Origin of the sequence: Pelomonas sp. Root405 (genome assembly GCF_001425165.1) — a bacterium.
Taxonomy (GTDB): Bacteria; Pseudomonadota; Gammaproteobacteria; order Burkholderiales; family Burkholderiaceae_C; genus Pelomonas.
The window spans coordinates 495,394-514,223 of the sequence record NZ_LMDU01000011.1; the positions used below are offsets into that span (position 1 = coordinate 495,394).

Genomic DNA, 18,830 nt, shown 5'->3' on the forward strand with positions numbered 1-18,830 from the left:
CGTCAGTCCCGCAACCCGCGCACCCACAGCCCGTCGGCGGCGGCAAACATCGTGGCACCGGACAACGTTGCGGGGTCGCTGGCCAATGCCAGCCACGGCAGCGTGTCATGGTGGCTGCCCGGGATCAGCCCGGCCGAGCGCTCGGCCACGAGCCAGGCATACAGCCGCGGGTACAGCTCTGGGTGGTGCTCGCGCGTCCATGCCAGGCCGACCAGGTCGCCATAGGCTTCCTCGCGGCGCGTCGAGCGCATGTCCAGCCAGGCGCGCTGCAGGTCAGGCGTCAGGCCGTCCGGCGCCTTGGCGGCGACAAAGCCTGCCGGCACCCCGTACCACGCACCATCGAGGTAGCGGCGGCAATGGCCCATCTCGTGAGCGGCCATCAGCTCCAGCGTCGCACCGAGCAAGGCTGGCTTGATGGCGTCGATCTGGCGCTGGCCCTCGGCATTGCCGCGCATCGACAGCACCAGCTTGCAGCGCCCGTCGACAAAGCCCAGCGACAGCGGCGCCATGCCCGGCGTGTCTTGCGGTTGCACGACAACATCGAGTGGCAGTGCCAGCACTTGGCGCGTATGGCCGACGACGGGCGCGATGCCCTTCAGCCAGCGCATTTCCAGATCGGTCAGATCGGCGGCTTGAGCGGTCTGCGACAGCGCCACGGACACGAAGGCAAGGGTGGAAAACAAACGTCGCAGCACGGCAGAACTCCAGCAATGACTGCATCTTCGGCCGGGAGGCACTGCGGATTGACGGCGCTGCGGAGGGCGTCCGTGAACTTTGCGGCTAAGGTGCGGGCATGAAAACCCTGCGTGATCTGATGACGCCGCCGGCCCATGTGCTGGGTCGTGTGGAAGTTCTCATTGTTCGGGGCGCGCCGCGCGACCGGGCGCGGCGCATCGAGCACACGATGGCGCTTGCAGGCATCGGCCTGGCCGACGACCGCCTGGGTCAGCGCGGCGAGGCCGAGCTGTCGACGCGACAGGTCACGCTGATCCAGGCCGAACACCTGCCACTGATCGCGACATTTGCACGCAGCGGCGCCATCGACCCGGTCGACCTGCGCCGCAACATGGTGGTCTCGGGCATCAACCTGCTGTCATTGAAGAAGGTGCAGGTGCGCGTCGGCGCTGCCCTCATCGAACTGGTCGGCCCCTGCGCACCCTGCTCCCGCATGGAAGAGGTCATCGGCCCCGGCGGCTATGCCGCAATGCGCGGCCACGGCGGCATGACGGCGCGGATCCTGGAAGGCGGTGCCATCCGCGTCGGCGACACCGTCAGCGTTGCCTGAGGCGACAGCGCGCATGCACTGGCAGGGCGAGTTCGCGTTCGGCGATGCCTGGCTCGTCTACCGCGGCGCCAGTGCGGACAACCGCTGCCACTCGCACGCCGCCGTGCAGCTCGTCGCGGCGGCGGATGCGCTGACCGTGATCGACGACGCCGGGCAGGCCTTCACCAGCTGCGGCTGGGCGATTCGCTCCGGTGTGCGCCACCGACTCGAGCCTTCCGCCGCATTGACGCTGTTGCTGGCCGATCCGCAATCGCGCCTGGCCGCCGCGGTGTTGGCGCTGCTGCCTCGCGCGCCGATGGCGCCACTGCCACCGGCCCTCGTCGCCACGCTGGCGGCGGCGTCACCACTGGCGGACTTGCCGGCACTGCTGGCCCGGCAGCTGCCGCTGGGGGTCGGTTTCGTCGACCCGCGGCTTGCCGCAGCGTTGGCCTATCTCGACCACCACGCGGGCGGCAATGCGGTCGCCGCGGCGGCGGAGCACGGCGGCCTGTCGCCGTCGCGGCTGCGCGCGCTGGCGCAGGCGCAGTTCGGCGTGCCGATGTCCAAGCTGCTGCTGTGGAAGAAGGTGCGCAAGGCCGGCCTGGCGATGGCCGGCGGCGCCAGCCTCGTGGACGCCGCGCTGGCAGCCGGTTTCGCCGACCAGGCCCACCTGACGCGCACGATGACAGAGGTCGTCGGACTCACGCCGGGAGAGGCCCGCACAGCGGCATCGGGCTAGCAGGCGATTCGTTCAAGACGGCCGCAGCGGCGTTTTGAACAATGGCGGCATGCCGATGCCACCCGCACTTCGCCTCGCCTACCAGCTCGCCCTACAGGAGGCCCTTGCCGCCGAGCGCCGAGGTGAGCTCGCAGTTGCCTTTGTCCAACTGGAGCGAGCGCACATCCTCGGCCAGCGCTACCTGTGGCCGCACATCGTCACGCATGGCGCCATGCTGCGCATCGGCTGGCGCCGCCGCGACGCCCGCGAGGTGGCCGGACAGCTGCTGCGCCTGCTGGCGACGCTGCCGGGCTGGCTGAGCGGCTGGGTGCCCAAGGGCAACCCGGGAGGCGCCGACGTCTCGGCGCTCAAACCCATGCCCGTCCCGGCGGATCTGCAGCCGCTGCTCGCCGATTACAGCGTCGGCCGCGACGTGGTCAGACGGCTGGCGTTGTATGGCGCGCTGGCATGGCTCGCCGCCAACTTGTGAACGACGAGTCGGCCCGCGTCAACGCGCCGCCGCACGCGCCCGCTCGACAACGCGCTGAGCGCTGGTCGCCGCACTGAGCTGATCCCGCAGGAACTCCGCCAGACGCGGCTGTTGGCTGAAGGCGGCGTTGAAGCGGATATGGGCATCGGCCGCACCGTCGGCGGCGAAGGTGGCGCCGCGCACGAGCAGGATGCCGGCGCGGAAGGCCTCGCGGACCACGCCGTCGACATCGACGCCGGCCGGCAATGCCCCCCACAGGAAGAGGCCGCCCTCGCCGGCATGCTCCAGCAGCACGCCGGCCTGGCGCAGCTGCTGGGATGCCGCCGCACGCGCCGCGCCCAGCCGCTGCTGCAGGCGGTCCAGATGCTTGCGCCAGCGGCCGGCGGCCAATACCTCCAGCAGCACATATTCGTTGAGCGCCGCGGTCGTCAGCACCGTGAAGATCTTCTCGCGCATCAGCGGCTTCAGCAGCGCCGGCTCTGCGGCGATGTAGCCCAGCCGCAGCGCCGGGCTCATGGCCTTGCAGAAGCTGGAGTAGTAGATGACGCGGTCCAGCCCCGACAGCTGCGCCAGCCGCGTCGGTGTGCCGGGGTGGAAGTGGCCCTGCACATCGTCCTCGGCCACCAGGAAGTCGTGGCGCTGGGCCAGCATCAGCACGCGGTGCAGATTGGCCGCCGTGCTGCCCCAGCCGGTCGGGTTGTGCAGCACGCTCTGAATGAAGAGCAGGCGCGGCCGATGCCGCGTGCAGGCGGCGTCGAGCGCTTCCAGGTCGATGCCGTCGGGGCGGCGCGGCACCGGCACGATGGTCACGCCGGCCTGGCGCAGGCGGTCGAAGAGCAGGAAGTAACCCGGCGTCTCCACGGCGACCGCGTCGCCTGGTCGCAGGAAGGCTCGGCAGATCAGGTCGATGGCCTGGGTGCCGCCATAGGTGGTCAGCACGCGGCCGGCATCCACCGCCAGGCCCTGGCCGCGCAGCAGCATCGCGATGCGATCGCGCAGCTCCGGCAGGCCCTGGGGCGGGCAGCGCGAGGCCATGCCGGCGCTTGCCCGTGCCAGCCCCCGCTGCACCGCGGCGGCGGGGATGGCGTCCTCAAGCCACGTGGCTGGCAGCGCGCCGCTGCTGGCCAGCAGCACACCGGCCTTCTGGTCGTTGGCCTGCTGGGCCAGCCAGACGGCTTCCTGCTCTTCGCCGGCCTCGACGCGCGCTGCATCCGGCATCGCGTCGGCCGGGCCATCGGCAACGAAGAAGCCCGCGGTGCCCCGCGAGTCGATGACGCCGGCGGCCACCAGCCGGTCGTAGGCCACGACGACGGTATTGGGGCTGACGCCCAGGCGCGCGGCGAGCTGGCGGATGGAGTTCAGCCGCGCGCCGGGCGGCAACTGGTGGCTGGCGATCAAGGCGTGCAGGCGCTGCTCGATCTGGTCGGCCAGCGGGGTGGGCGAATCGCGGTCCAGCGAGAACATCAGCGCAGCAGCAAGAGGGCGAGCACAACCAGGGAAGCGGCCATGATGGCATTGAACAGGCGCCGCCGTGCCGGGTTGGACAGGAAGCGGGCGATGCCCACGCCGAACAGCGCCCACATCGAGATGCACGGAAAGCCGACCACGGCCCCGACGACGCTGACGAGCAGCGCGCCCGCCGGCACGCTCAGGCCCGTGGGCATGAAGACGGAGGCCAGCGTCACCGCCTTGACCCAGCTCTTGGGGTTGACCAACTGGAACAGCGCCGCCTGCGCAAAGCCCACGCGCTCGGGGGGCCGGCCGTTCGCCGCCGGCGCGACGGCCAAGCGCCAGGCCAGCACCAGCAGGTAAAGCGTGCCGGCCAGTTTCAGCGCCGCATGCAGGGCTGGCCAGGCGACAAAGACAGCGCCCAGGCCGAGGCAGGTCACGAAGGTCTGCAGCGCGACGCCGATGTTGACGCCCAGCATGGCCGGCAGGCTGCGCCGGTAGCCGTGGTGGGCGCCGCTGGCGACCATCAGCATGTTGTTGGGGCCGGGCGTGACGGACATCAGCAGGCAGTAGGTCATCAGAGGCAGCATCTCGTTCATGTCGCCATTGCAGCGCCGGGCGGTGGCCGCGTGAAGCTACAGCGCAGGGCTGCGGGCGGCGTGCTGTATCAGGCCGGTGACTGGCACAGTCCGGCCCCATGGACTCGTTGATCTCCGCCGCCGCCCGCGCGCTGGCCGCTGGCGACGCGCTCGCGGCGCTGAAGCGCGTCGCGCTGCGCGACGACCCGCCCGCGCTGGCGCTGCGCGGCATCGCGATGGCCCAGCTCGGCGAGCTGGCGCGGGCCCGCGAGCTGCTGCGGCGTGCAGCGCGGGGCTTCGGCACGCAGGCGTCGCTGGCGCGGGCGCGCTGCGTCGTCGCCGAGGCCGAGGTGGCGCTGGCCCTGCGCGACTTCAGCGCCGCGCCGCGCGCGCTGGAGGCGGCCATGGCCGTGCTGGAGGCGCGCGCCGACCCCGCCAATGCGCTGCAGGCGCGGTTGATCGCCGCGCGCCGCTGGCTGTTGCTCGGCCGCCTGGACATGGCGGCCGCGTTGCTCGCGCCCGTCGACATCGCCACGCTGCCGCCGCTGCTGGCCGCCGTCGCGGCGCTGGCAAGCGTCGAGTTGGCCCTGCGCTCGTTGCGTGTCAATGACGCCCGGCAAGCCTTGCACCAGGCGCAGCAGGCCGCCGCACGCGCGGATGTGCCGGCGCTGCAGGCCGAGATTGCCGAGGCCGGTGCCGCGCTTGAGCGCACCGCCGCGCGCCGGCTCGTGGGCGGTGCGTGGCAGCCGTTGCAGTTGCACGAGGTGGCCGCGCTGATGGACTCGGGCGCCCTTGTCGTCGATGCCTGCCGCCATGCGCTGCGGGCCGACGAGTTCGCGCTGCCGCTGGCGCGCCGGCCCATCCTGTTCACGCTGCTGCGCGCACTCGCCGAGGCCTGGCCGGGTGACGTGGACCGCGACGCGTTGATCGAGCGCGCGTTTCGCACCCGCGATGCCGACGAGACCCACCGCGCCCGCCTGCGGGTCGAGGTGGGCCGGCTGCGTGCCCTCGTCAAGCCGGTCGCCGGCATCGAGGCCACCGCGCGCGGCTTTGCACTGCGGGCGACTTCCATCGTCGTGCTTGCGCCGCCTGTCGAGGGCGAGGCCGGCGAGCTGATGGCGCTGCTGTCCGACGGCGCGGCCTGGTCCACGTCGGCGCTGGCGCTGGCCGTGGGCGACAGCCAGCGCACCGTGCAGCGCGCACTGGCCGAACTGGAGGCGGCTGGCCGCGTGCGCGCCGTCGGCCAGACCCGCGCGCGGCGCTGGCTGGCGCCGCCGCTGACCGGTTTCACGACGATCTTGTTACTCCCCGCCGCGCTGCCGCTTGGCTAAGGTTCGCCCATCGCAAACCAGCAGGAGCAAGGCCATGAGCAGCAACCCCCAGCCCGCCGAGATCGTGCGCGAGTACGGCCCCTTCGAAGGCGGCAAGTCCATCGCCGGCGTGACCCACGACGGCCAGCGCATCTGGGCCGCCACCGGCGCGGCGCTGGTCGCCTTTGACCCCGCCAGCGGCGAGACGCAGCAGCGCATCGAGCGCCCCTGCGATGCCGGCACGGCCTTCGACGGCCGCTACCTCTGGCAACTTGCCGAAGCGCGCATTGACAAGATCGATCCGGCCAGCGGCGCTGTGGTCGCCTCCATCCCCGCACCCGGCCAGGGCGGTGACTCGGGCATGGCCTGGGCCGAGGGCAGCCTCTGGGTGGGGCAGCACCGCAGCCGCAAGATCCACCAGATCGACCCCGCCACGGGGGCCATCCGGCGCACCATCGAATCCAACCGCTTCGTCACCGGCGTGACCTGGGTCGACGGCGAACTCTGGCACGGCACCTGGGAGGACGACGCGAGCGAGATCCGCCGCATCGACCCGGCGAACGGTGTCGTGCTGCAGGCCCTGCAGATGCCGCCCGGCACCAACGTCAGCGGCCTCGAATCCGACGGCGCCGACCTGTTCTACGCCGGTGGCGGCGGCGCGGGCAAGGTGCGCGCCGTGCGCCGACCCAAGCGCGCCTAACCACTCAATCCCCCTGCGCAGAACTCACCCGAGCCCGGGTGAAGCCGCTGCATTGCCTTTGCCAACCCAAGGAGCCTTTGATGAACGCCCCCACACCCCACCCCGTCGTCACGCGTGACCGCTGGATCGCCGAGCGCAAGACGCTGCTCGCCCACGAGAAGGAACTGACCCAGCTGCGCGACCGCATCGCCGCCGAGCGCCGTGCCCTGCCCTGGGCCACGCTGGAGCAGGACTACCTGTTCGACACCGTCGACGGGCCGCGCCGGTTGTCCGGGCTGTTCAAGGGTCGGCGCCAGCTGCTGGTGCAGCACTTCATGCTCGGCCCCGGCTGGGAGCAGGGCTGCAAGAGCTGCTCCTTCATGGCCGACCACCTCGACGGCATGGCGCCCCACCTGGCCCAGCGCGACATCACACTGCTGGTTGTGTCGCGTGCCCCGCTGGCCGAGATCGAGGCCTTCAAGCGCCGCATGGGCTGGCGGTTCGACTGGGCGTCGTCGCATGGCAGCGACTTCAACCGCGACTTCCACGTCAGCTTTGCGCCCGAGGACCGCGTCAATGGCGAGGTCTATTACAACTTCCACATGACGCCGCTACCGATGGAGGAAGCGCCTGGGATCAGCGTCTTCTACAAGGGCGATGCGGGCCAGGTCTTCCACACCTACTCGACCTTCGGCCGTGGCCTGGAAGTGATGATGGGTGCGTACAGCCTCATCGACCTGACGCCCAAGGGCCGCGACGAAGAGGGCTTGGCCTACGGCATGGAATGGGTGCGCCACCACGACCGCTACGAGTCGGCTGCGCCTGCCCCCGCCGCCTGCTGCGGCGGCTGACATGGACGCCTGGCCCTGGCTGGCGCTGGCCGGCGCCGGCGCGCTGCACGGCCTGAACCCGGCCACCGGCTGGGGGCTGGCCGCCTGCTCGCGCGACCCGCGGCGGGCGCTGTTGCCGCTGGCCCTGGGGCATGCAGCAGCCGTCGGCGGCGTGGCCGTGCTCGTCGCGCTCGGCGGGTCCATGGCTGCGGGTGTTTGGCTGTGCGGCCTGCTGTTGTTGCTGGCCCTAGCCCTGCGGCGTGCCAAGGCCGGGCTGGCGCTGTGGTCAGGCCTGGTGGCCAGCGTGCACGGCAGCGGGCTGATGCTGGTGCCCGCGCTCGTACCCATCTGCCTGAGCGCATCGCCGGCGCGCGAGATCACGGCCTCGGGCTCGCTGCTGCTGGCGCTGGCCGCGGTGGCCGTCCACATGGCCACCATGATGGCCGTGACGGCCGTGATGGCTCTTGGCGGACGCGCCGCCTGGCGGCGGTGGATTTCTATACTCGGCGCCCATGACCCAAGCCGCCGCTCCGACGCCCGCCCCCAGCGATGACCTGACCTCCGTCGTCGAGGCGCTGCGCGGTGCGCGGCGTCAGTGGCGCGACGCCCACCGCCGCGGCGGCGACGGGCGCGAGCTGCCGTCGCGCGAGCTGCTGGCCGCCATGATCCAGGCGCTGTCCGGCGCGCTGTTCCCGATGCGCCTGGGCCCCCCGACGCTGCGGCCCGAGGACGAGGACTTCTACGTCGGCCACACACTCGGCGCGGCGATGACGACGCTGCGCCACCAGGCCGCGCTGGAGTTGCGCCACGACGCCCGCCAGCGCGGCGACGACTCACCCAGCCAGGATGCCGACGAGCTGGCCAGCCGCTTCCTTCGTACGCTGCCCGGCGTGCGCGTGCTGCTGGACAGCGACGTGCTGGCCGCCTACCAGGGCGACCCGGCGGCGCGCAGCGTCGACGAGGTGCTGCTGTGCTACCCGGGCCTGCGCGCGCTGATCAGCCACCGCATCGCGCACGAGCTCTACAAGCTCGGGCTGCCGCTGATCGCGCGCGTCATCGCCGAGCTGGCGCATGCCGAGACCGGCATCGACATCCACCCTGGCGCCACGATCGGCAGCGGCTGCTTCATCGACCACGGCACCGGTGTCGTCATCGGCGAGACCGCCGTCATCGGCGAGCGGGTGCGCATCTACCAGAACGTCACGCTGGGCGCGAAAAGCTTTCCGACCGACGGCGACGGCAACCTCGTCAAGGGCCAGCCGCGCCATCCCATCGTCGAGGACGAAGCGGTCATCTATGCCGGCGCCACCGTGCTGGGCCGCGTCACCATCGGCCGCGGCGCCGTCATCGGCGGCAATGTCTGGCTGACGCGCAGCGTCGCGGCGGGCAGCTTGGTCACGCAGGCGGATTCGCTCGCCGGGCCCTGCAGCTGAAACGGTCTCAGCCGGCCGCCGGCACCGGCTCGGCATCGCCGCGCTGCACAGTCACCGGCGGCAGGCCGCCGGCGATGTTGACCGTCCGCGTCGGGAAGGCGAACTCGATGCCGCGCTGCTGCAGCGCCCGCAACAGCGCCAGGTTGAGCGCCTGCTGGCGATCCATGTAGAGGTCGTAGTCGGCGTCCTTGACGCGATAGACCACCTCGAAATCCAGCGAGCTGTCACCGAAGCCCTTGAAATGCGCGCGGGCGAATTCGAGCTGGGGATCGGCCTGGATGATCTCCTTGACCAGCTGCGGCAGGGCAGCCACCTCGTCGGCGGGCGTGTCGTAGGTGATGCCGAAGACGAAGGCCACGCGGCGCGTCTGCAGGCGCTTGAAGTTCGCCACCGTCTGCTTGAGCAGTTCGGCGTTGGACATGACGATCTGCTCGCCGCCCAGCGCGCGGATGCGCGTCGTCTTCAGGCCCACGCGCTCGACCGTGCCGGTCACGTTGCCAACGGTGACCGAGTCGCCCACCTCGAAGGGCTTGTCGACCGCGATGGCTAGCGACGCGAACAGGTCGCCCAGGATGTTCTGCACGGCCAGCGCCACCGCGATGCCACCGATGCCCAGCGACGCGACGAAGGCCGTGATGTTGACGCCCAGGTTGGACAGCACGGCCAGCACCACGATGACCCAGAGCGCGCCGCGCAGCCCCCAGCTCAGCAGCGTCGCCGACGCCGACAGCGCCGGGCCGCCGCCATGCCGCAGCTGCTGCGCGGCCAGCACCTGGGTCACCGCCTGCTGCCCCCAAAGGCCGATCTGCAGCGCGACGACCGCAAACCACAGCTGCGACACGCGGCCATGCCAGCGGTCGTCCAACGGCAGCATGTTCAGGCCCACCAGCAGGCCGATGATCCAGATCAGGCCGCCGTTGGTGCGCTCCAAGACGCTGACGAAGCCGTCGTCCGCCGCCGTGTGGGTACGCGCTGAAAGCTTGCGCAGGCGCTGCACCAGCAAGCGCAGGCTCACCTTGATGACGATGATGGTCAGCGCGCCGGCCAGCAGCGCCGGCAATACATCCATCCAGCCCACCTGCGGCCACGCGGCTTGAACGCGGGCGAGAAACTCGTTCCAGGTCATGTCCGACCTCCAAAACACCAATCCGCCCACCCTAGGTGGCCGGCTTCCACCCGTCTGTCAGCCGTTGGCAGCCAGCCCTGTGGGCCTTGGCTGACAGCCCGAGACGCAGCGGATGAGGTGCCCGCTGACACCGCGCGCCGCCGCCGGCGCCTAAGGTCGCTTCGTTGCAGCCCGCTGCGAATAGGAGCCCCCATGGACACCACCACCCACCACGACATGCCCGCGCTGTTCGCGCAGCTCGGCCTGCCCAATTCGACGGCGGAGATCAAGCAGTTCATCCGCCTGCACCGGCCACTGCCGCAGACGTTGAACCTGTCCGAGGCGCCCTTCTGGAACGCCAGCCAGGTGGCCTTCATCCGCGAGCAATGGCATCAGGACGATGGTGACTGGTGCGTGCAGATCGATCAGCTGAACGCCGCGTTGCGCGAGCACCCGGAGCCGGGCGAGCTGGCGCAGGTGGACTGCTCGCTGACCCCGGACCACCCCGCCTGCCCATGAAGCATGCTTCCTGGGCGACGCTGCTGAACCGCAACGCCGCCTTGCTGCGGCAGGCCGCGAAACCCTTGCGCGAGCGGCACCGGCCGCCTGCCAGCAGTGCGAGCGCCGGCAGCTGGCTGATGGGTCTCGTGATGGCTGCGGACGGGCCGCGCCGCTATTACCTGTTCCGGCCCGCCGGCGTGCGCTTCGGCGAGCGGCTGCCGCTGCTGGTGATGCTGCATGGCTGCCACCAGGACGCGAAGAGCTTTGCCGACAGCACCCGCATGAACAGCGTCGCCGTGCGCGAGCGCTTCCTCGTGCTCTACCCCGAGCAGCCACGTGTCTGCAACGCGCAGGGCTGCTGGAACTGGTTCGACACGCAGTCGGGCCGCGCCTTCAACGAAGCGGCCTGGCTCATGAAGGCCGTCGACCAGGTCTGCGTGCTCTACGCGGCGGACCGCGAGCGCATCGCCGTGGCCGGGCTGTCGGCCGGCGCCAGCATGGCGGCGCTGCTGGCCACGCGCTATCCCCAGCGCTTCAAGGCGCTGGTCATGCATTCGGGCGTGCCGCCCGGTGCGGCCAGCTCGCCGGCGTCGGCCCTCGGTGCGATGCGCGGCCGCCGCGAGCCGTTAGCGCCCGGCGACGTCGCGGGGCACTGGCCGCCGCTGATGGTCATCCACGGCGAGGCCGACGGTGTGGTATCGGCCCGCAACGCAGGAGCCGCAGCGCAGATGTGGTCGGAAGCGGCCGGCGCCAGCGCGAGCGAACCGCAGCAGCAGCGCCGTGGCCAGCGCTACCCGATGACCGTGACCCAATTCAAGCGCGCCCGCCAGGTGGTGGCGACGCTGGTGGAGGTCGGCGGCCTGGGACATGCCTGGAGCGGCGGCGCGGCGCGCCAGCACTTCAGCGATGCCAACGGGCCGGATGCCTCGCGCATGATCTGGCGCTTCGCGGCGCGGCAGTTCGACACACCGACACGCGGCTGATTTCTGCGCCCTGGTCACAGGGCTTGCGCATCAAACGATTATTCGATAATAATGGAATCATGGATGAACAAGCCGTCGTCAAGGCGCTCGCTGCGCTGGCCCAGCCCCTGCGGCTGCAGGTGTTCCGCGCCCTCGTCGTTGTCGGCGATGCAGGGCTGACGCCCGGCGCGATACAGGAAGGCCTGGGTGTGGCGCCGGCCACGCTGTCCTTTCACCTGAAGGAGCTGGTTAACGCCGGCCTGTTGACGCAAGAGCGCGCCAGCCGCAACCTCATCTACCGCGCCCACTTCGAGCACATGAACGGGCTGCTGGGCTATCTGACCGAGAACTGCTGCCAGGGCGCCGGCTGCGCCGTGCCCGATGCCAAGGCCTCCTGCTGCTGACGCCGCCCCCATGACCACCCACGTCCTCATCCTCTGCACCCACAACTCCGCGCGCAGCGTCCTCAGCGAGGGCATGCTCAACCACCTGGCCGGCCAGCTGGGCAAGGACGTCCGGGCACACAGCGCTGGCAGTGCGCCCAGCGGCCGCATCAACCCCTTCGCGCTGGAGGCGCTGCAAAACGCCGGCGTCGACACCGCCGGCTACTTCAGCAAGAGCTGGGACGCCTTCAGCCAGGACGGCGCACCGCCGCTGTCCATCGTCATCACCGTCTGCGACAGCGCCGCGGCGGAGCAGTGCCCCGTTTTCTTTGGCGGCCAGGGCCAGCCGGTCAAGGTGCACTGGGGCTACCCCGACCCGTCCAACGCCGAGGGCGGCGACGAAGGCAAGCGCCGCGCCTTCGAGTTGACCCGCCAGGCCATCGGCTATCGCATGCTGCAGCTATTGCAACTGCCGCTGGGGACGATGGACAAGGCCGAGCTGCAGCAGGCCCTCGCCGAGATCGCCAAGAGCTGACCATGAGCCTGTCCCGCAAGCTCCTCGCCGAAGGCCTGGGCACAGCGCTGCTGCTGGCCGTGGTCATCGGCTCGGGCGTCATGGCCGAACGGCTCTCGGGGGGCAATGTCGCCATCGCGCTGCTGGCCAATACGCTGGCGACTGTCGGCGGCCTCTACATCCTGATCGAAGTTTTCGGCCCCATCAGCGGCGCCCACTTCAACCCCGCCGTCAGCGCCGTGATGGCGTGGCGTGGCGAGCTGGCGGTGGCAGCTTTGGCGCCCTATGTGGCGGCGCAGCTGCTCGGCGCCATGCTCGGGGCCTGGCTGGCGCACGCGATGTTCGACATGAGCATCCTGCAGTTCTCAACCAAGCTACGCGCCGGCACCGGGCAGTGGATTGCCGAGGCCGTGGCCACCTTCGGCCTGGTGCTCGTGATCCTGCGCGCGCCGCCGTCGCGGGTGGCGGCCATGGTCGCCGCCTACATCGGCGCGGCCTACTGGTTCACGGCGTCGACCTCGTTCGCCAACCCGGCTGCCGTGTTCGGCCGCATGTTCAGTGACAGCTTTGCCGGCATCGCGCCGGTGAGCGCACCGGGCTTCGTCGTGGCGGAGCTGCTCGGCGCCGGCCTGGCAGTCGCCGTGCACCGGCTGCTGTCGCCAGCAGCGCCGCCCGTCACCCAAACCCAACCTGAGGCCCGCCATGTCTGAGCCGCTGTTCCCCGACACCAGCTTCCCGGCGCTGAGGGCCGACCTCTTCGACGTGCCGACGCAGCAGCGCCTGATCGTGCCGGCGCCGTCGCAGCACCGGCCGCGCTTCCTGATGCTGTACGGCTCGCTGCGCGAGCGCTCCTACAGCCGGCTGCTGACCTTCGAAGCCGCCCGGCTGCTGGAGGCCATGGGCGCGGAAGTGCGCATCTTCAATCCGAGCGGCCTGCCCCTGCCGGACGACGCGCCCGACAGTCATCCCAAGGTGCAGGAGCTGCGCCAGCTGGCGCTGTGGTCCGAGGGCATGGTGTGGACCTCCCCCGAGCGGCATGGCGCCATGACCGGCATCATGAAGGCGCAGATCGACTGGATCCCGCTGAGCTCTGGCGCCGTGCGGCCGACGCAGGGCAAGACGCTGGCTGTCATGCAGGTGTCGGGCGGCTCGCAGTCCTTCAACGCGGTCAACCAGCTGCGCGTGCTGGGGCGCTGGATGCGCATGCTGACCATCCCCAACCAGTCCTCCGTCGCCAAGGCCTTCGCCGAGTTCAACGACGACGGCCGCATGAAGCCCTCGGCCTACTACGACCGCGTTGTCGACGTCATGGAGGAGCTGTTCAAGTTCACGCTGCTGACGCGCGACCTCGGACCCTATCTGGTGGACCGCTACAGCGAGCGCAAGGAGAGCGCCGAGGAACTGTCCCGGCGCGTGAACCAGCGCGCCATCTGAAACCCGACCGGCAGCACGGGGCTCAGGCCCCGTCTCTTTGGCTCAGGTAGTTGCTATTGACAACCAAGAAGGCCCACTTCAACATGCGCCCAGATAGTTGCTATTCGCACCCAGATGACCCCGTCCGAGACCACCAGCGCCTCCGGCAGCCTGCTGCGCGAAGTGGCGCGCCTGTACACCCGTGCCCAGCGCGTCGTGGCCGACTGCTGTCGCACCACCAGCACGCAATGCCATCTGCTGACCGAGCTGGGCCGCAGCGGGCCGCTGCCGCTGTCCGAGCTCGGAACGCGCGTCAGTCTGGAGAAGAGCTGGGTGTCGCGTGCCGTGGAGGTCATGGCAGCCCGTGGACTGGTGACCAAGGAGCCGAACCCGCAAGACGCAAGGAGCTGGCTCGTCACGCTCACCGCCGACGGCGAACGCACCGTCGATGAGCTGAACCAGACCCTCGACGAGCACGCCCAGCAGTTGCTGGCGTCCTTGAGCGAGCGCGAGCGCGCCGCCGTCGAGACCTCGTTGCTGACGCTCCTGAAGGCCTTGCGTGAAGACGCGGCAGCCAACTGCTGCCTGCCGCCCACGCTGGCTCGTGAGCCCACCCAGGATTCCAAACCATGTTGCTGAACACCATCACCCTGCGCCAGGCCGGCGGGTCCGACTGGCCCGCTGTTGAAGCTCTGCTGTTGGCCAACAAGCTGCCCACCGAGGGCGCCCAATCCCATCTGCCGACCTATCTGATCGCCATGAGCAACGGCGAAATCGTCGGCTGCGCTGGCGCAGAGATTTACGGCAGCGTTGCGCTCATGCGCTCCGTCGCCGTTGCACCGGGCCTGCACAAGCAGGGCATTGGCCGGCTGCTCGTCGAGCGGCTGCTGCAGGAGGCACGCTCGCGGGACATCGCGGCGCTCTACCTGCTGACCGTCACGGCGCCGGAGTACTTCGCGCAGTACGGCTTCAAGCGCATCAAGAACGAGGAGGCGCCCCAGGCGCTGAAGGCCTCGGCCGAGTTCCAGGGCGCTTGCCCCGCGTGCGCGGCGCTGATGACGCTGACGCTGCGTGAGGCCCCCGTGGTTGACGCCACGCTGCCCGTTGCGGTGCTCGGCGCCGGTCCCGTCGGCCTGGCCGCCGTGGCGCAGTTGGTGGAGCGCGGCCTGCCCTTCGTCGCGCTGGAGGCCGGCCAGCAGGTCGGCGCCAGCCTGCGTGACTACGGCCACGTGCAGCTGTTCTCGCCCTGGCAGTACGACGTCGACCCCGCGATGGCCCGGCTGCTGGCACCGACCGGCTGGGCCGCGCCGCCGGCTGCCGAGCTGCCCCGGGCCGGTGAGGTCGTCGAGCGGGTGCTGCGGCCGTTCGCCGCGCTGCCCCGCGTGGCGCCTTTCATCAAGCTGGGCGCCCGCGTGCTCGCCGTCAGCCGCGAGGGCTTCGACAAGGTCAAGAGCGCGGGCCGCGACAAGGCCGCCTTTTTGGTGCGCTATGAGCAAGGCGGCCAGGTGCACGAGCTGCGCGCTCGCGCCATCATCGATGCGACCGGCACCTGGCAACAGCCCAACCCGGTGGGCGCCAACGGCCTGCCCGCCATCGGCGAGCAGCAAGCGCAGGACCGCATCTTCTACGGCATCCCCGACGTGGCCGGCGCGCTGCGCAGCCGCTACGAAGGCAAGCGCACGCTGGTGATCGGCGCCGGGCACTCGGCGGCGAACGCGCTGCTGGCGTTGGCCGAGCTGGCCCGGCAGGCGCCCGCCACGCGGCTGGCTTGGGGCGTGCGCTCGCCGGCGTTGCAGCGCGTGTTCGGTGGCGGTGATGCGGACGCGTTGCCGGCGCGCGGTGCACTCGGCGCGGCGTTGCGTCGGCTGCGCGACGACGGCGCGCTGGCGTTCATCAGCGGCCTGCGCATCACGCGCATCGACCGCGTCGACGGCCAGCTGCGCGTCAGCGGGCTGGATGCGAAGCAGCAGCCCGTCATCGTCGACGGCATTGACGAGATCGTCTGCGCCGCCGGGCAGCGGCCGGACCTGTCGCTGACGAGCGAGCTGCGGCTGAAGCTCGACCCGTGGCTGGAATCCACCGAGGCCCTGGGCCCGCTGATCGACCCCAACCTGCACAGCTGCGGCACCGTGCGCCCGCATGGCCACCGCGAGCTGGCGCATCCCGAGCCGGGCTTCTACACCGTGGGCGTGAAGAGTTATGGCCGTGCGCCGACCTTCCTGATGGCCACGGGCTTCGAGCAGGCGCGCTCGGTGGTCGCGGCCATCGCGGGCGACCTGGCCGCGGCGGACCGGGTGGAGCTGGACCTGCCCGAGACGGGGGTGTGCTCGGTGAACAGCGGGCCCGAAGCCGCGGCGACCGGCTGCTGCGGCCCGGCGCCCGAGGCCGTGCCCGCACCCAAGCGGGGCTGCGCACCCAAGTCGTTGCCCGTTCCCACAGCGCTGCCCGCGCGCTGCTGCGGCTGAACGCGATGCAGGCCAGCCGCACGCGCGTCATCACGACGTTGGGCATTGCCCAGACGCTGGCCTGGGCCTCGTCCTACTACCTGCCGGCACTGCTGGCGCGGCCGATGGCGCGCGACCTGGGCGTGTCCGAACCGACGGTGTTCGCCGCCTTCTCCGCGGCCCTGGTTATCTCGGCCCTCGTCGGGCCCTACAGCGGCCGGCGCATCGACAGATGGGGCGGGCGGCCGGTGCTGATGGCGACGAGCGCGCTGTTCGCGCTGGCCCTCGCGGCCATGGCGCTGGCCACCGGGCCGGTCAGCTTGTTCGCGGCCTGGCTGGTGATGGGCCTGGCGATGGGCAGCGGGCTGTACGAGGCAGCCTTCGCATCGCTGGTGAGGCTCTACGGCCACGACGCGCGCGGCGCAATCACCGGCATCACGCTGTTCGCCGGCTTTGCCAGCACGGTGGGCTGGCCGCTGACCGCGGCGTTGGAGCAGGCCTACGGCTGGCGCGGCGCCTGCTGGGCCTGGGCCGGCCTGCACCTCGTCATCGGCCTGCCGTTGAACGCCTGGCTGCCGCGGGCTGCCAACGCGCCCACCACGCCGCCGAGCGACGCGCCGGCCGTCATTGAGAGCAAGCCGCCCCCACCGTCGGTCATGACGGCGGCGATGCTGGCCTGGGTGTTCGCAGTGACCTGGTTCATCAGCACGGCGATGGCGGCGCACCTGCCGTCACTGCTGGCGGCCGTGGGCACCGCGCCGGCCCAGGTCGTCTTCATCGGCGCCCTGGTCGGCCCGGCGCAGGTGGCGGGGCGGCTGCTGGAGTTCGGCCTGCTGAGGCGGCTGCACCCGCTGCACTCGGCGCGCGCCGCCGCACTGATGCATCCGCTGGGCGCCGCGCTGCTGGCCCTGGTCGGCGCACCGGCGGCGGCGGTGTTCGCGCTGCTGCACGGCGCCGGCAACGGCATCCTGACCATCGCCAAGGGCACGCTGCCACTGGCACTGTTCGGCCCGCAGGGCTATGGGCAGCGCCAGGGCCTGCTCATGCTGCCGGCCCGGCTGGGGCAGGCCCTGTCGCCCTGGCTGTTCGGCCTGCTGCTGGCCCGGTTCGGCACGGGCGCGCTGTGGTTCTCGGCCGCGCTGGGGTTGAGTGCGCTGTTGGCCCTGCTGTTCATCCGCGTCGCGGCGCCCGCCAGTCCGGCGCCGGTCAGCGTCCCGCGTTGATCTGCTGGATCAACGTCCGGTGGCTGGGCAGGTCGGCCACGGCGCGGTCGGCAAAGCGCTGAATCTTGGCGAACAACTTCTGCGCATCCTCGACCTGGGTGAAGTCGTCACGCCCGGCGCTGAGGTCGGTGCGGAAACCCATGCCGTAGAGGATGTACTGGTAGTTGAAGAAAGCGAAGGTCTCGGTGTCCAGCAGGAAGTCAAAGCGGCCCGGCGGGCGCAGCTTCCACTCCTCGAGCAACCCGGCCAGGCGGTCGGGGATGGACGCCGGCGCGGCGTTGTCGCGCCAGAAGGGCTCTTCACGCTGGCTGAGGCAGTAGTGGAGCTTCAGGAAATTGATGATGTTCTCGAAGCGCGCCGTCATCAGCTCGTTGAAGCGCCGCGCGGGGGCTTGGATCGGGCCGCTGTGAGGCAGCATCTCCGCAATCATGCCGACCGCCGCTTCGATGAGGACGAGACCGGTTGCCTCCAGCGGCTCCAGGAAACCGGCCGACAGCCCGACGGCGACGCAGTTCTTCATCCACTGCTGCTCCCGGTAGCCGGGGGCAAAGGGAATGCTGCGCATCGCCAGGTCCTCGCTGCCAGCGCCGCAGTAGTTGCGCAGGATGTCGGCGGCACGGTCGTCGCTGAGGTGGTCGCTGGAGTAGACGCAGCCGACACCGCGCGCACCGTTCAGGCCGATCTCCCACAGCCAGCCGGCCTCGTGGGCGGTGGCGATGGTGGCGCTCTCCATCACGGCCTCGGCGCCAAGCGGGATCTTGCACGCCAGCGCACGGTCGGCGAAGAGATGGCCGCGTGCCGACTTGAGCGGGCTCCCGAGCGCGCGACCGATCAGCTCGGCGCGAAAGCCGCTGCAGTCGATGTAGAGGTCGGATTCGAAGCGGCCCTGTCGATCGGTGTCCAGGTGGGCGATGGCGCCGGCGGCATCCAGCGCAACGCCGGTCACCGTGGCTTGCACATGGCGCACACCGAGCTCGCGGGCACGCTCGGCCAGCAGCTTGGCCAGCTTGATCGCATCGAAGTGGTAGGCGTAGTTCAGCGGCGCGGCATAGGGCGCCTCGCCGGCCCGCTTGGGCGCGCGCTGGCCCTCGGCCACACGGTGCTGGATGGTCATGGCCTGCGCAAACGGCGCGCGGTCGGCCTCGTCCTGCAGCAGCCAGTAGGGCACGAGGTTGAGGTCCTCGGCGTAGAAGGGCGCCTCGAAGGGATGGAAGAACTCGTGCCGCGAGCCGCCGACCGGCGCGCGCGCCCAGTCGACAAAGCGGATGCCCTGCTTCATCGTCGCCGAGGTCTCGCGGATGAAGCGCGCCTCGTCGATGCCGAGGAATTGCAGCGTGCTGCGGATGGTGGGGAAGGTGCCCTCGCCGACGCCGACGCTGCTGATGTCGGGCGACTCCAGCACGGTCACTTCGAGCTGGCTGCGTTCGGGCAGGCGCAACGCCTTGGCCAGGTAGGCGGCCGTCAACCAGCCGGCCGTGCCGCCACCGACGATGAGGATGCGTCGCTTCTGGGTCATGTGGGGATTGCGTATTCG

22 protein-coding genes are annotated in these 18,830 nt (G+C 70.9%); 17 read left to right on the forward strand and 5 right to left on the reverse strand.

Annotated elements, in window-relative coordinates:
- Nucleotides 1-2 precede the first annotated feature (2 nt).
- On the reverse strand, nt 3-695 hold the full coding sequence (locus ASC81_RS11900) for a hypothetical protein (RefSeq protein ID WP_156392026.1): 693 nt from the start codon (nt 693-695) through the stop codon (nt 3-5).
- A gap of 98 nt (nt 696-793) precedes the next feature.
- On the opposite strand from ASC81_RS11900, the gene ASC81_RS11905 reads away from it, so the two are divergent.
- Genes ASC81_RS11905 through ASC81_RS11915 form a run of 3 tightly spaced genes read left to right on the forward strand, consistent with a single transcriptional unit; the run spans nt 794 to nt 2,472 of the window.
- Nucleotides 794-1,285, forward strand: a complete 492-nt coding sequence (locus ASC81_RS11905) for an MOSC domain-containing protein (protein WP_056267002.1) — start codon at nt 794-796, stop codon at nt 1,283-1,285.
- 13 nt (nt 1,286-1,298) lie between these two features.
- Nucleotides 1,299-2,003 carry a helix-turn-helix domain-containing protein gene (locus ASC81_RS11910; protein WP_056267005.1) on the forward strand — a complete coding sequence of 235 codons (705 nt, stop codon included), beginning with the start codon at nt 1,299-1,301 and terminating at the stop codon, nt 2,001-2,003.
- Between the two features lie 49 nt (nt 2,004-2,052).
- Entirely contained in the window at nt 2,053-2,472 is a 420-nt protein-coding gene (locus tag ASC81_RS11915) for a DUF3703 domain-containing protein (RefSeq protein ID WP_200946798.1), read from the forward strand.
- An 18-nt stretch (nt 2,473-2,490) separates the two neighbouring features.
- On the opposite strand, the gene ASC81_RS11920 is transcribed toward ASC81_RS11915, so the two are convergent.
- Both ASC81_RS11920 and ASC81_RS11925 read right to left on the reverse strand, forming a co-directional pair.
- A complete protein-coding gene (locus tag ASC81_RS11920) occupies nt 2,491-3,936 on the reverse strand; it encodes a PLP-dependent aminotransferase family protein (protein WP_056267011.1) in 1,446 nt (481 codons plus the stop codon).
- Complete coding sequence (locus ASC81_RS11925; RefSeq protein WP_056267013.1) at nt 3,936-4,520, reverse strand: LysE family translocator; 585 nt, start codon at nt 4,518-4,520, stop codon at nt 3,936-3,938. Before ASC81_RS11925 ends, ASC81_RS11920 begins: the two co-directional genes overlap by 1 nt.
- Nucleotides 4,521-4,618: 98 nt before the next feature.
- On the opposite strand from ASC81_RS11925, the gene ASC81_RS11930 reads away from it, so the two are divergent.
- The 5 genes from ASC81_RS11930 (at nt 4,619) to epsC (ending at nt 8,751) form a co-directional block, all read left to right on the forward strand.
- Nucleotides 4,619-5,830, forward strand: coding sequence for a hypothetical protein (locus tag ASC81_RS11930; RefSeq protein WP_056267016.1), 1,212 nt, complete (start codon nt 4,619-4,621; stop codon nt 5,828-5,830).
- Nucleotides 5,831-5,864: 34 nt separating this feature from the next.
- A complete protein-coding gene (locus tag ASC81_RS11935; protein WP_056267019.1) occupies nt 5,865-6,509 on the forward strand; it encodes a hypothetical protein in 645 nt (214 codons plus the stop codon).
- A gap of 80 nt (nt 6,510-6,589) precedes the next feature.
- A complete protein-coding gene (locus ASC81_RS11940) occupies nt 6,590-7,339 on the forward strand; it encodes a DUF899 domain-containing protein (RefSeq protein ID WP_056267021.1) in 750 nt (249 codons plus the stop codon).
- 1 nt (nt 7,340) lies between these two features.
- Entirely contained in the window at nt 7,341-7,871 is a 531-nt protein-coding gene (locus tag ASC81_RS11945) for a hypothetical protein (RefSeq protein WP_056267024.1), read from the forward strand.
- On the forward strand, nt 7,831-8,751 hold the full coding sequence (gene epsC, locus ASC81_RS11950) for a serine O-acetyltransferase EpsC (protein ID WP_056267027.1): 921 nt from the start codon (nt 7,831-7,833) through the stop codon (nt 8,749-8,751). Before ASC81_RS11945 ends, epsC begins: the two co-directional genes overlap by 41 nt.
- 7 nt (nt 8,752-8,758) lie before the next feature.
- Here epsC and ASC81_RS11955 read toward each other — a convergent pair whose 3' ends face one another.
- Complete coding sequence (locus ASC81_RS11955) at nt 8,759-9,877, reverse strand: mechanosensitive ion channel family protein (protein WP_056267030.1); 1,119 nt, start codon at nt 9,875-9,877, stop codon at nt 8,759-8,761.
- Between the two features lie 192 nt (nt 9,878-10,069).
- Between ASC81_RS11955 and ASC81_RS11960 the strand changes: the two genes are divergently transcribed.
- The 9 genes from ASC81_RS11960 to ASC81_RS12000 all read left to right on the forward strand — a co-directional run bounded on the left by ASC81_RS11960 (nt 10,070) and on the right by ASC81_RS12000 (nt 17,296).
- A complete protein-coding gene (locus ASC81_RS11960) occupies nt 10,070-10,375 on the forward strand; it encodes a DUF2789 domain-containing protein (protein ID WP_056267032.1) in 306 nt (101 codons plus the stop codon).
- On the forward strand, nt 10,372-11,340 hold the full coding sequence (locus ASC81_RS11965) for a PHB depolymerase family esterase (RefSeq protein WP_082536452.1): 969 nt from the start codon (nt 10,372-10,374) through the stop codon (nt 11,338-11,340). The genes ASC81_RS11960 and ASC81_RS11965 overlap by 4 nt, the downstream gene beginning before the upstream one ends.
- A 59-nt stretch (nt 11,341-11,399) precedes the next feature.
- A complete protein-coding gene (locus ASC81_RS11970; RefSeq protein ID WP_056267035.1) occupies nt 11,400-11,723 on the forward strand; it encodes a helix-turn-helix transcriptional regulator in 324 nt (107 codons plus the stop codon).
- Nucleotides 11,724-11,733: 10 nt separating this feature from the next.
- Nucleotides 11,734-12,237 carry an arsenate reductase ArsC gene (locus ASC81_RS11975; RefSeq protein ID WP_056267038.1) on the forward strand — a complete coding sequence of 168 codons (504 nt, stop codon included), beginning with the start codon at nt 11,734-11,736 and terminating at the stop codon, nt 12,235-12,237.
- A gap of 2 nt (nt 12,238-12,239) precedes the next feature.
- Nucleotides 12,240-12,926 carry an MIP/aquaporin family protein gene (locus ASC81_RS11980; RefSeq protein WP_056267041.1) on the forward strand — a complete coding sequence of 229 codons (687 nt, stop codon included), beginning with the start codon at nt 12,240-12,242 and terminating at the stop codon, nt 12,924-12,926.
- Nucleotides 12,919-13,650: an arsenical resistance protein ArsH gene (gene arsH, locus ASC81_RS11985; RefSeq protein ID WP_056267045.1), complete on the forward strand. Its 732-nt coding sequence runs from the start codon at nt 12,919-12,921 to the stop codon at nt 13,648-13,650. Before ASC81_RS11980 ends, arsH begins: the two co-directional genes overlap by 8 nt.
- Before the next feature lie 114 nt (nt 13,651-13,764).
- The gene (locus tag ASC81_RS11990; RefSeq protein WP_082536453.1) at nt 13,765-14,268 is read left to right on the forward strand and encodes a MarR family winged helix-turn-helix transcriptional regulator; all 504 of its coding nucleotides are present in this window, start codon (nt 13,765-13,767) and stop codon (nt 14,266-14,268) included.
- The gene (gene arsN2 / locus ASC81_RS11995) at nt 14,259-16,094 is read left to right on the forward strand and encodes an arsenic resistance N-acetyltransferase ArsN2 (protein ID WP_082536454.1); all 1,836 of its coding nucleotides are present in this window, start codon (nt 14,259-14,261) and stop codon (nt 16,092-16,094) included. Before ASC81_RS11990 ends, arsN2 begins: the two co-directional genes overlap by 10 nt.
- Before the next feature lie 5 nt (nt 16,095-16,099).
- Nucleotides 16,100-17,296 (forward strand): MFS transporter, encoded by a 1,197-nt coding sequence (locus tag ASC81_RS12000; RefSeq protein ID WP_056267553.1) that lies wholly within the window; start codon nt 16,100-16,102, stop codon nt 17,294-17,296.
- Here ASC81_RS12000 and ASC81_RS12005 read toward each other — a convergent pair.
- A complete protein-coding gene (locus ASC81_RS12005) occupies nt 17,280-18,812 on the reverse strand; it encodes a tryptophan halogenase family protein (RefSeq protein ID WP_056267047.1) in 1,533 nt (510 codons plus the stop codon). The genes ASC81_RS12000 and ASC81_RS12005 overlap by 17 nt on opposite strands.
- Between the last annotated feature and the right edge of the window lie 18 nt (nt 18,813-18,830).

What these genes read in the sequence shown, in the direction of transcription:
- ASC81_RS11905 (WP_056267002.1), top strand. Translation starts at nt 794, where the DNA reads ATGAAAACCCTGCGTGATCTGATGACGCCGCCGGCCCATGTGCTGGGT.
- ASC81_RS11910 (WP_056267005.1), top strand. Translation starts at nt 1,299, where the DNA reads ATGCACTGGCAGGGCGAGTTCGCGTTCGGCGATGCCTGGCTCGTCTAC.
- ASC81_RS11915 (WP_200946798.1), top strand. Translation starts at nt 2,053, where the DNA reads ATGCCGATGCCACCCGCACTTCGCCTCGCCTACCAGCTCGCCCTACAG.
- ASC81_RS11920 (WP_056267011.1), bottom strand. Translation starts at nt 3,936, where the DNA reads ATGTTCTCGCTGGACCGCGATTCGCCCACCCCGCTGGCCGACCAGATC.
- ASC81_RS11925 (WP_056267013.1), bottom strand. Translation starts at nt 4,520, where the DNA reads ATGAACGAGATGCTGCCTCTGATGACCTACTGCCTGCTGATGTCCGTC.
- ASC81_RS11930 (WP_056267016.1), top strand. Translation starts at nt 4,619, where the DNA reads ATGGACTCGTTGATCTCCGCCGCCGCCCGCGCGCTGGCCGCTGGCGAC.
- ASC81_RS11935 (WP_056267019.1), top strand. Translation starts at nt 5,865, where the DNA reads ATGAGCAGCAACCCCCAGCCCGCCGAGATCGTGCGCGAGTACGGCCCC.
- ASC81_RS11940 (WP_056267021.1), top strand. Translation starts at nt 6,590, where the DNA reads ATGAACGCCCCCACACCCCACCCCGTCGTCACGCGTGACCGCTGGATC.
- ASC81_RS11945 (WP_056267024.1), top strand. Translation starts at nt 7,341, where the DNA reads ATGGACGCCTGGCCCTGGCTGGCGCTGGCCGGCGCCGGCGCGCTGCAC.
- epsC (WP_056267027.1), top strand. Translation starts at nt 7,831, where the DNA reads ATGACCCAAGCCGCCGCTCCGACGCCCGCCCCCAGCGATGACCTGACC.
- ASC81_RS11955 (WP_056267030.1), bottom strand. Translation starts at nt 9,877, where the DNA reads ATGACCTGGAACGAGTTTCTCGCCCGCGTTCAAGCCGCGTGGCCGCAG.
- ASC81_RS11960 (WP_056267032.1), top strand. Translation starts at nt 10,070, where the DNA reads ATGGACACCACCACCCACCACGACATGCCCGCGCTGTTCGCGCAGCTC.
- ASC81_RS11965 (WP_082536452.1), top strand. Translation starts at nt 10,372, where the DNA reads ATGAAGCATGCTTCCTGGGCGACGCTGCTGAACCGCAACGCCGCCTTG.
- ASC81_RS11970 (WP_056267035.1), top strand. Translation starts at nt 11,400, where the DNA reads ATGGATGAACAAGCCGTCGTCAAGGCGCTCGCTGCGCTGGCCCAGCCC.
- ASC81_RS11975 (WP_056267038.1), top strand. Translation starts at nt 11,734, where the DNA reads ATGACCACCCACGTCCTCATCCTCTGCACCCACAACTCCGCGCGCAGC.
- ASC81_RS11980 (WP_056267041.1), top strand. Translation starts at nt 12,240, where the DNA reads ATGAGCCTGTCCCGCAAGCTCCTCGCCGAAGGCCTGGGCACAGCGCTG.
- arsH (WP_056267045.1), top strand. Translation starts at nt 12,919, where the DNA reads ATGTCTGAGCCGCTGTTCCCCGACACCAGCTTCCCGGCGCTGAGGGCC.
- ASC81_RS11990 (WP_082536453.1), top strand. Translation starts at nt 13,765, where the DNA reads ATGACCCCGTCCGAGACCACCAGCGCCTCCGGCAGCCTGCTGCGCGAA.
- arsN2 (WP_082536454.1), top strand. Translation starts at nt 14,259, where the DNA reads ATGTTGCTGAACACCATCACCCTGCGCCAGGCCGGCGGGTCCGACTGG.
- ASC81_RS12000 (WP_056267553.1), top strand. Translation starts at nt 16,100, where the DNA reads ATGCAGGCCAGCCGCACGCGCGTCATCACGACGTTGGGCATTGCCCAG.
- ASC81_RS12005 (WP_056267047.1), bottom strand. Translation starts at nt 18,812, where the DNA reads ATGACCCAGAAGCGACGCATCCTCATCGTCGGTGGCGGCACGGCCGGC.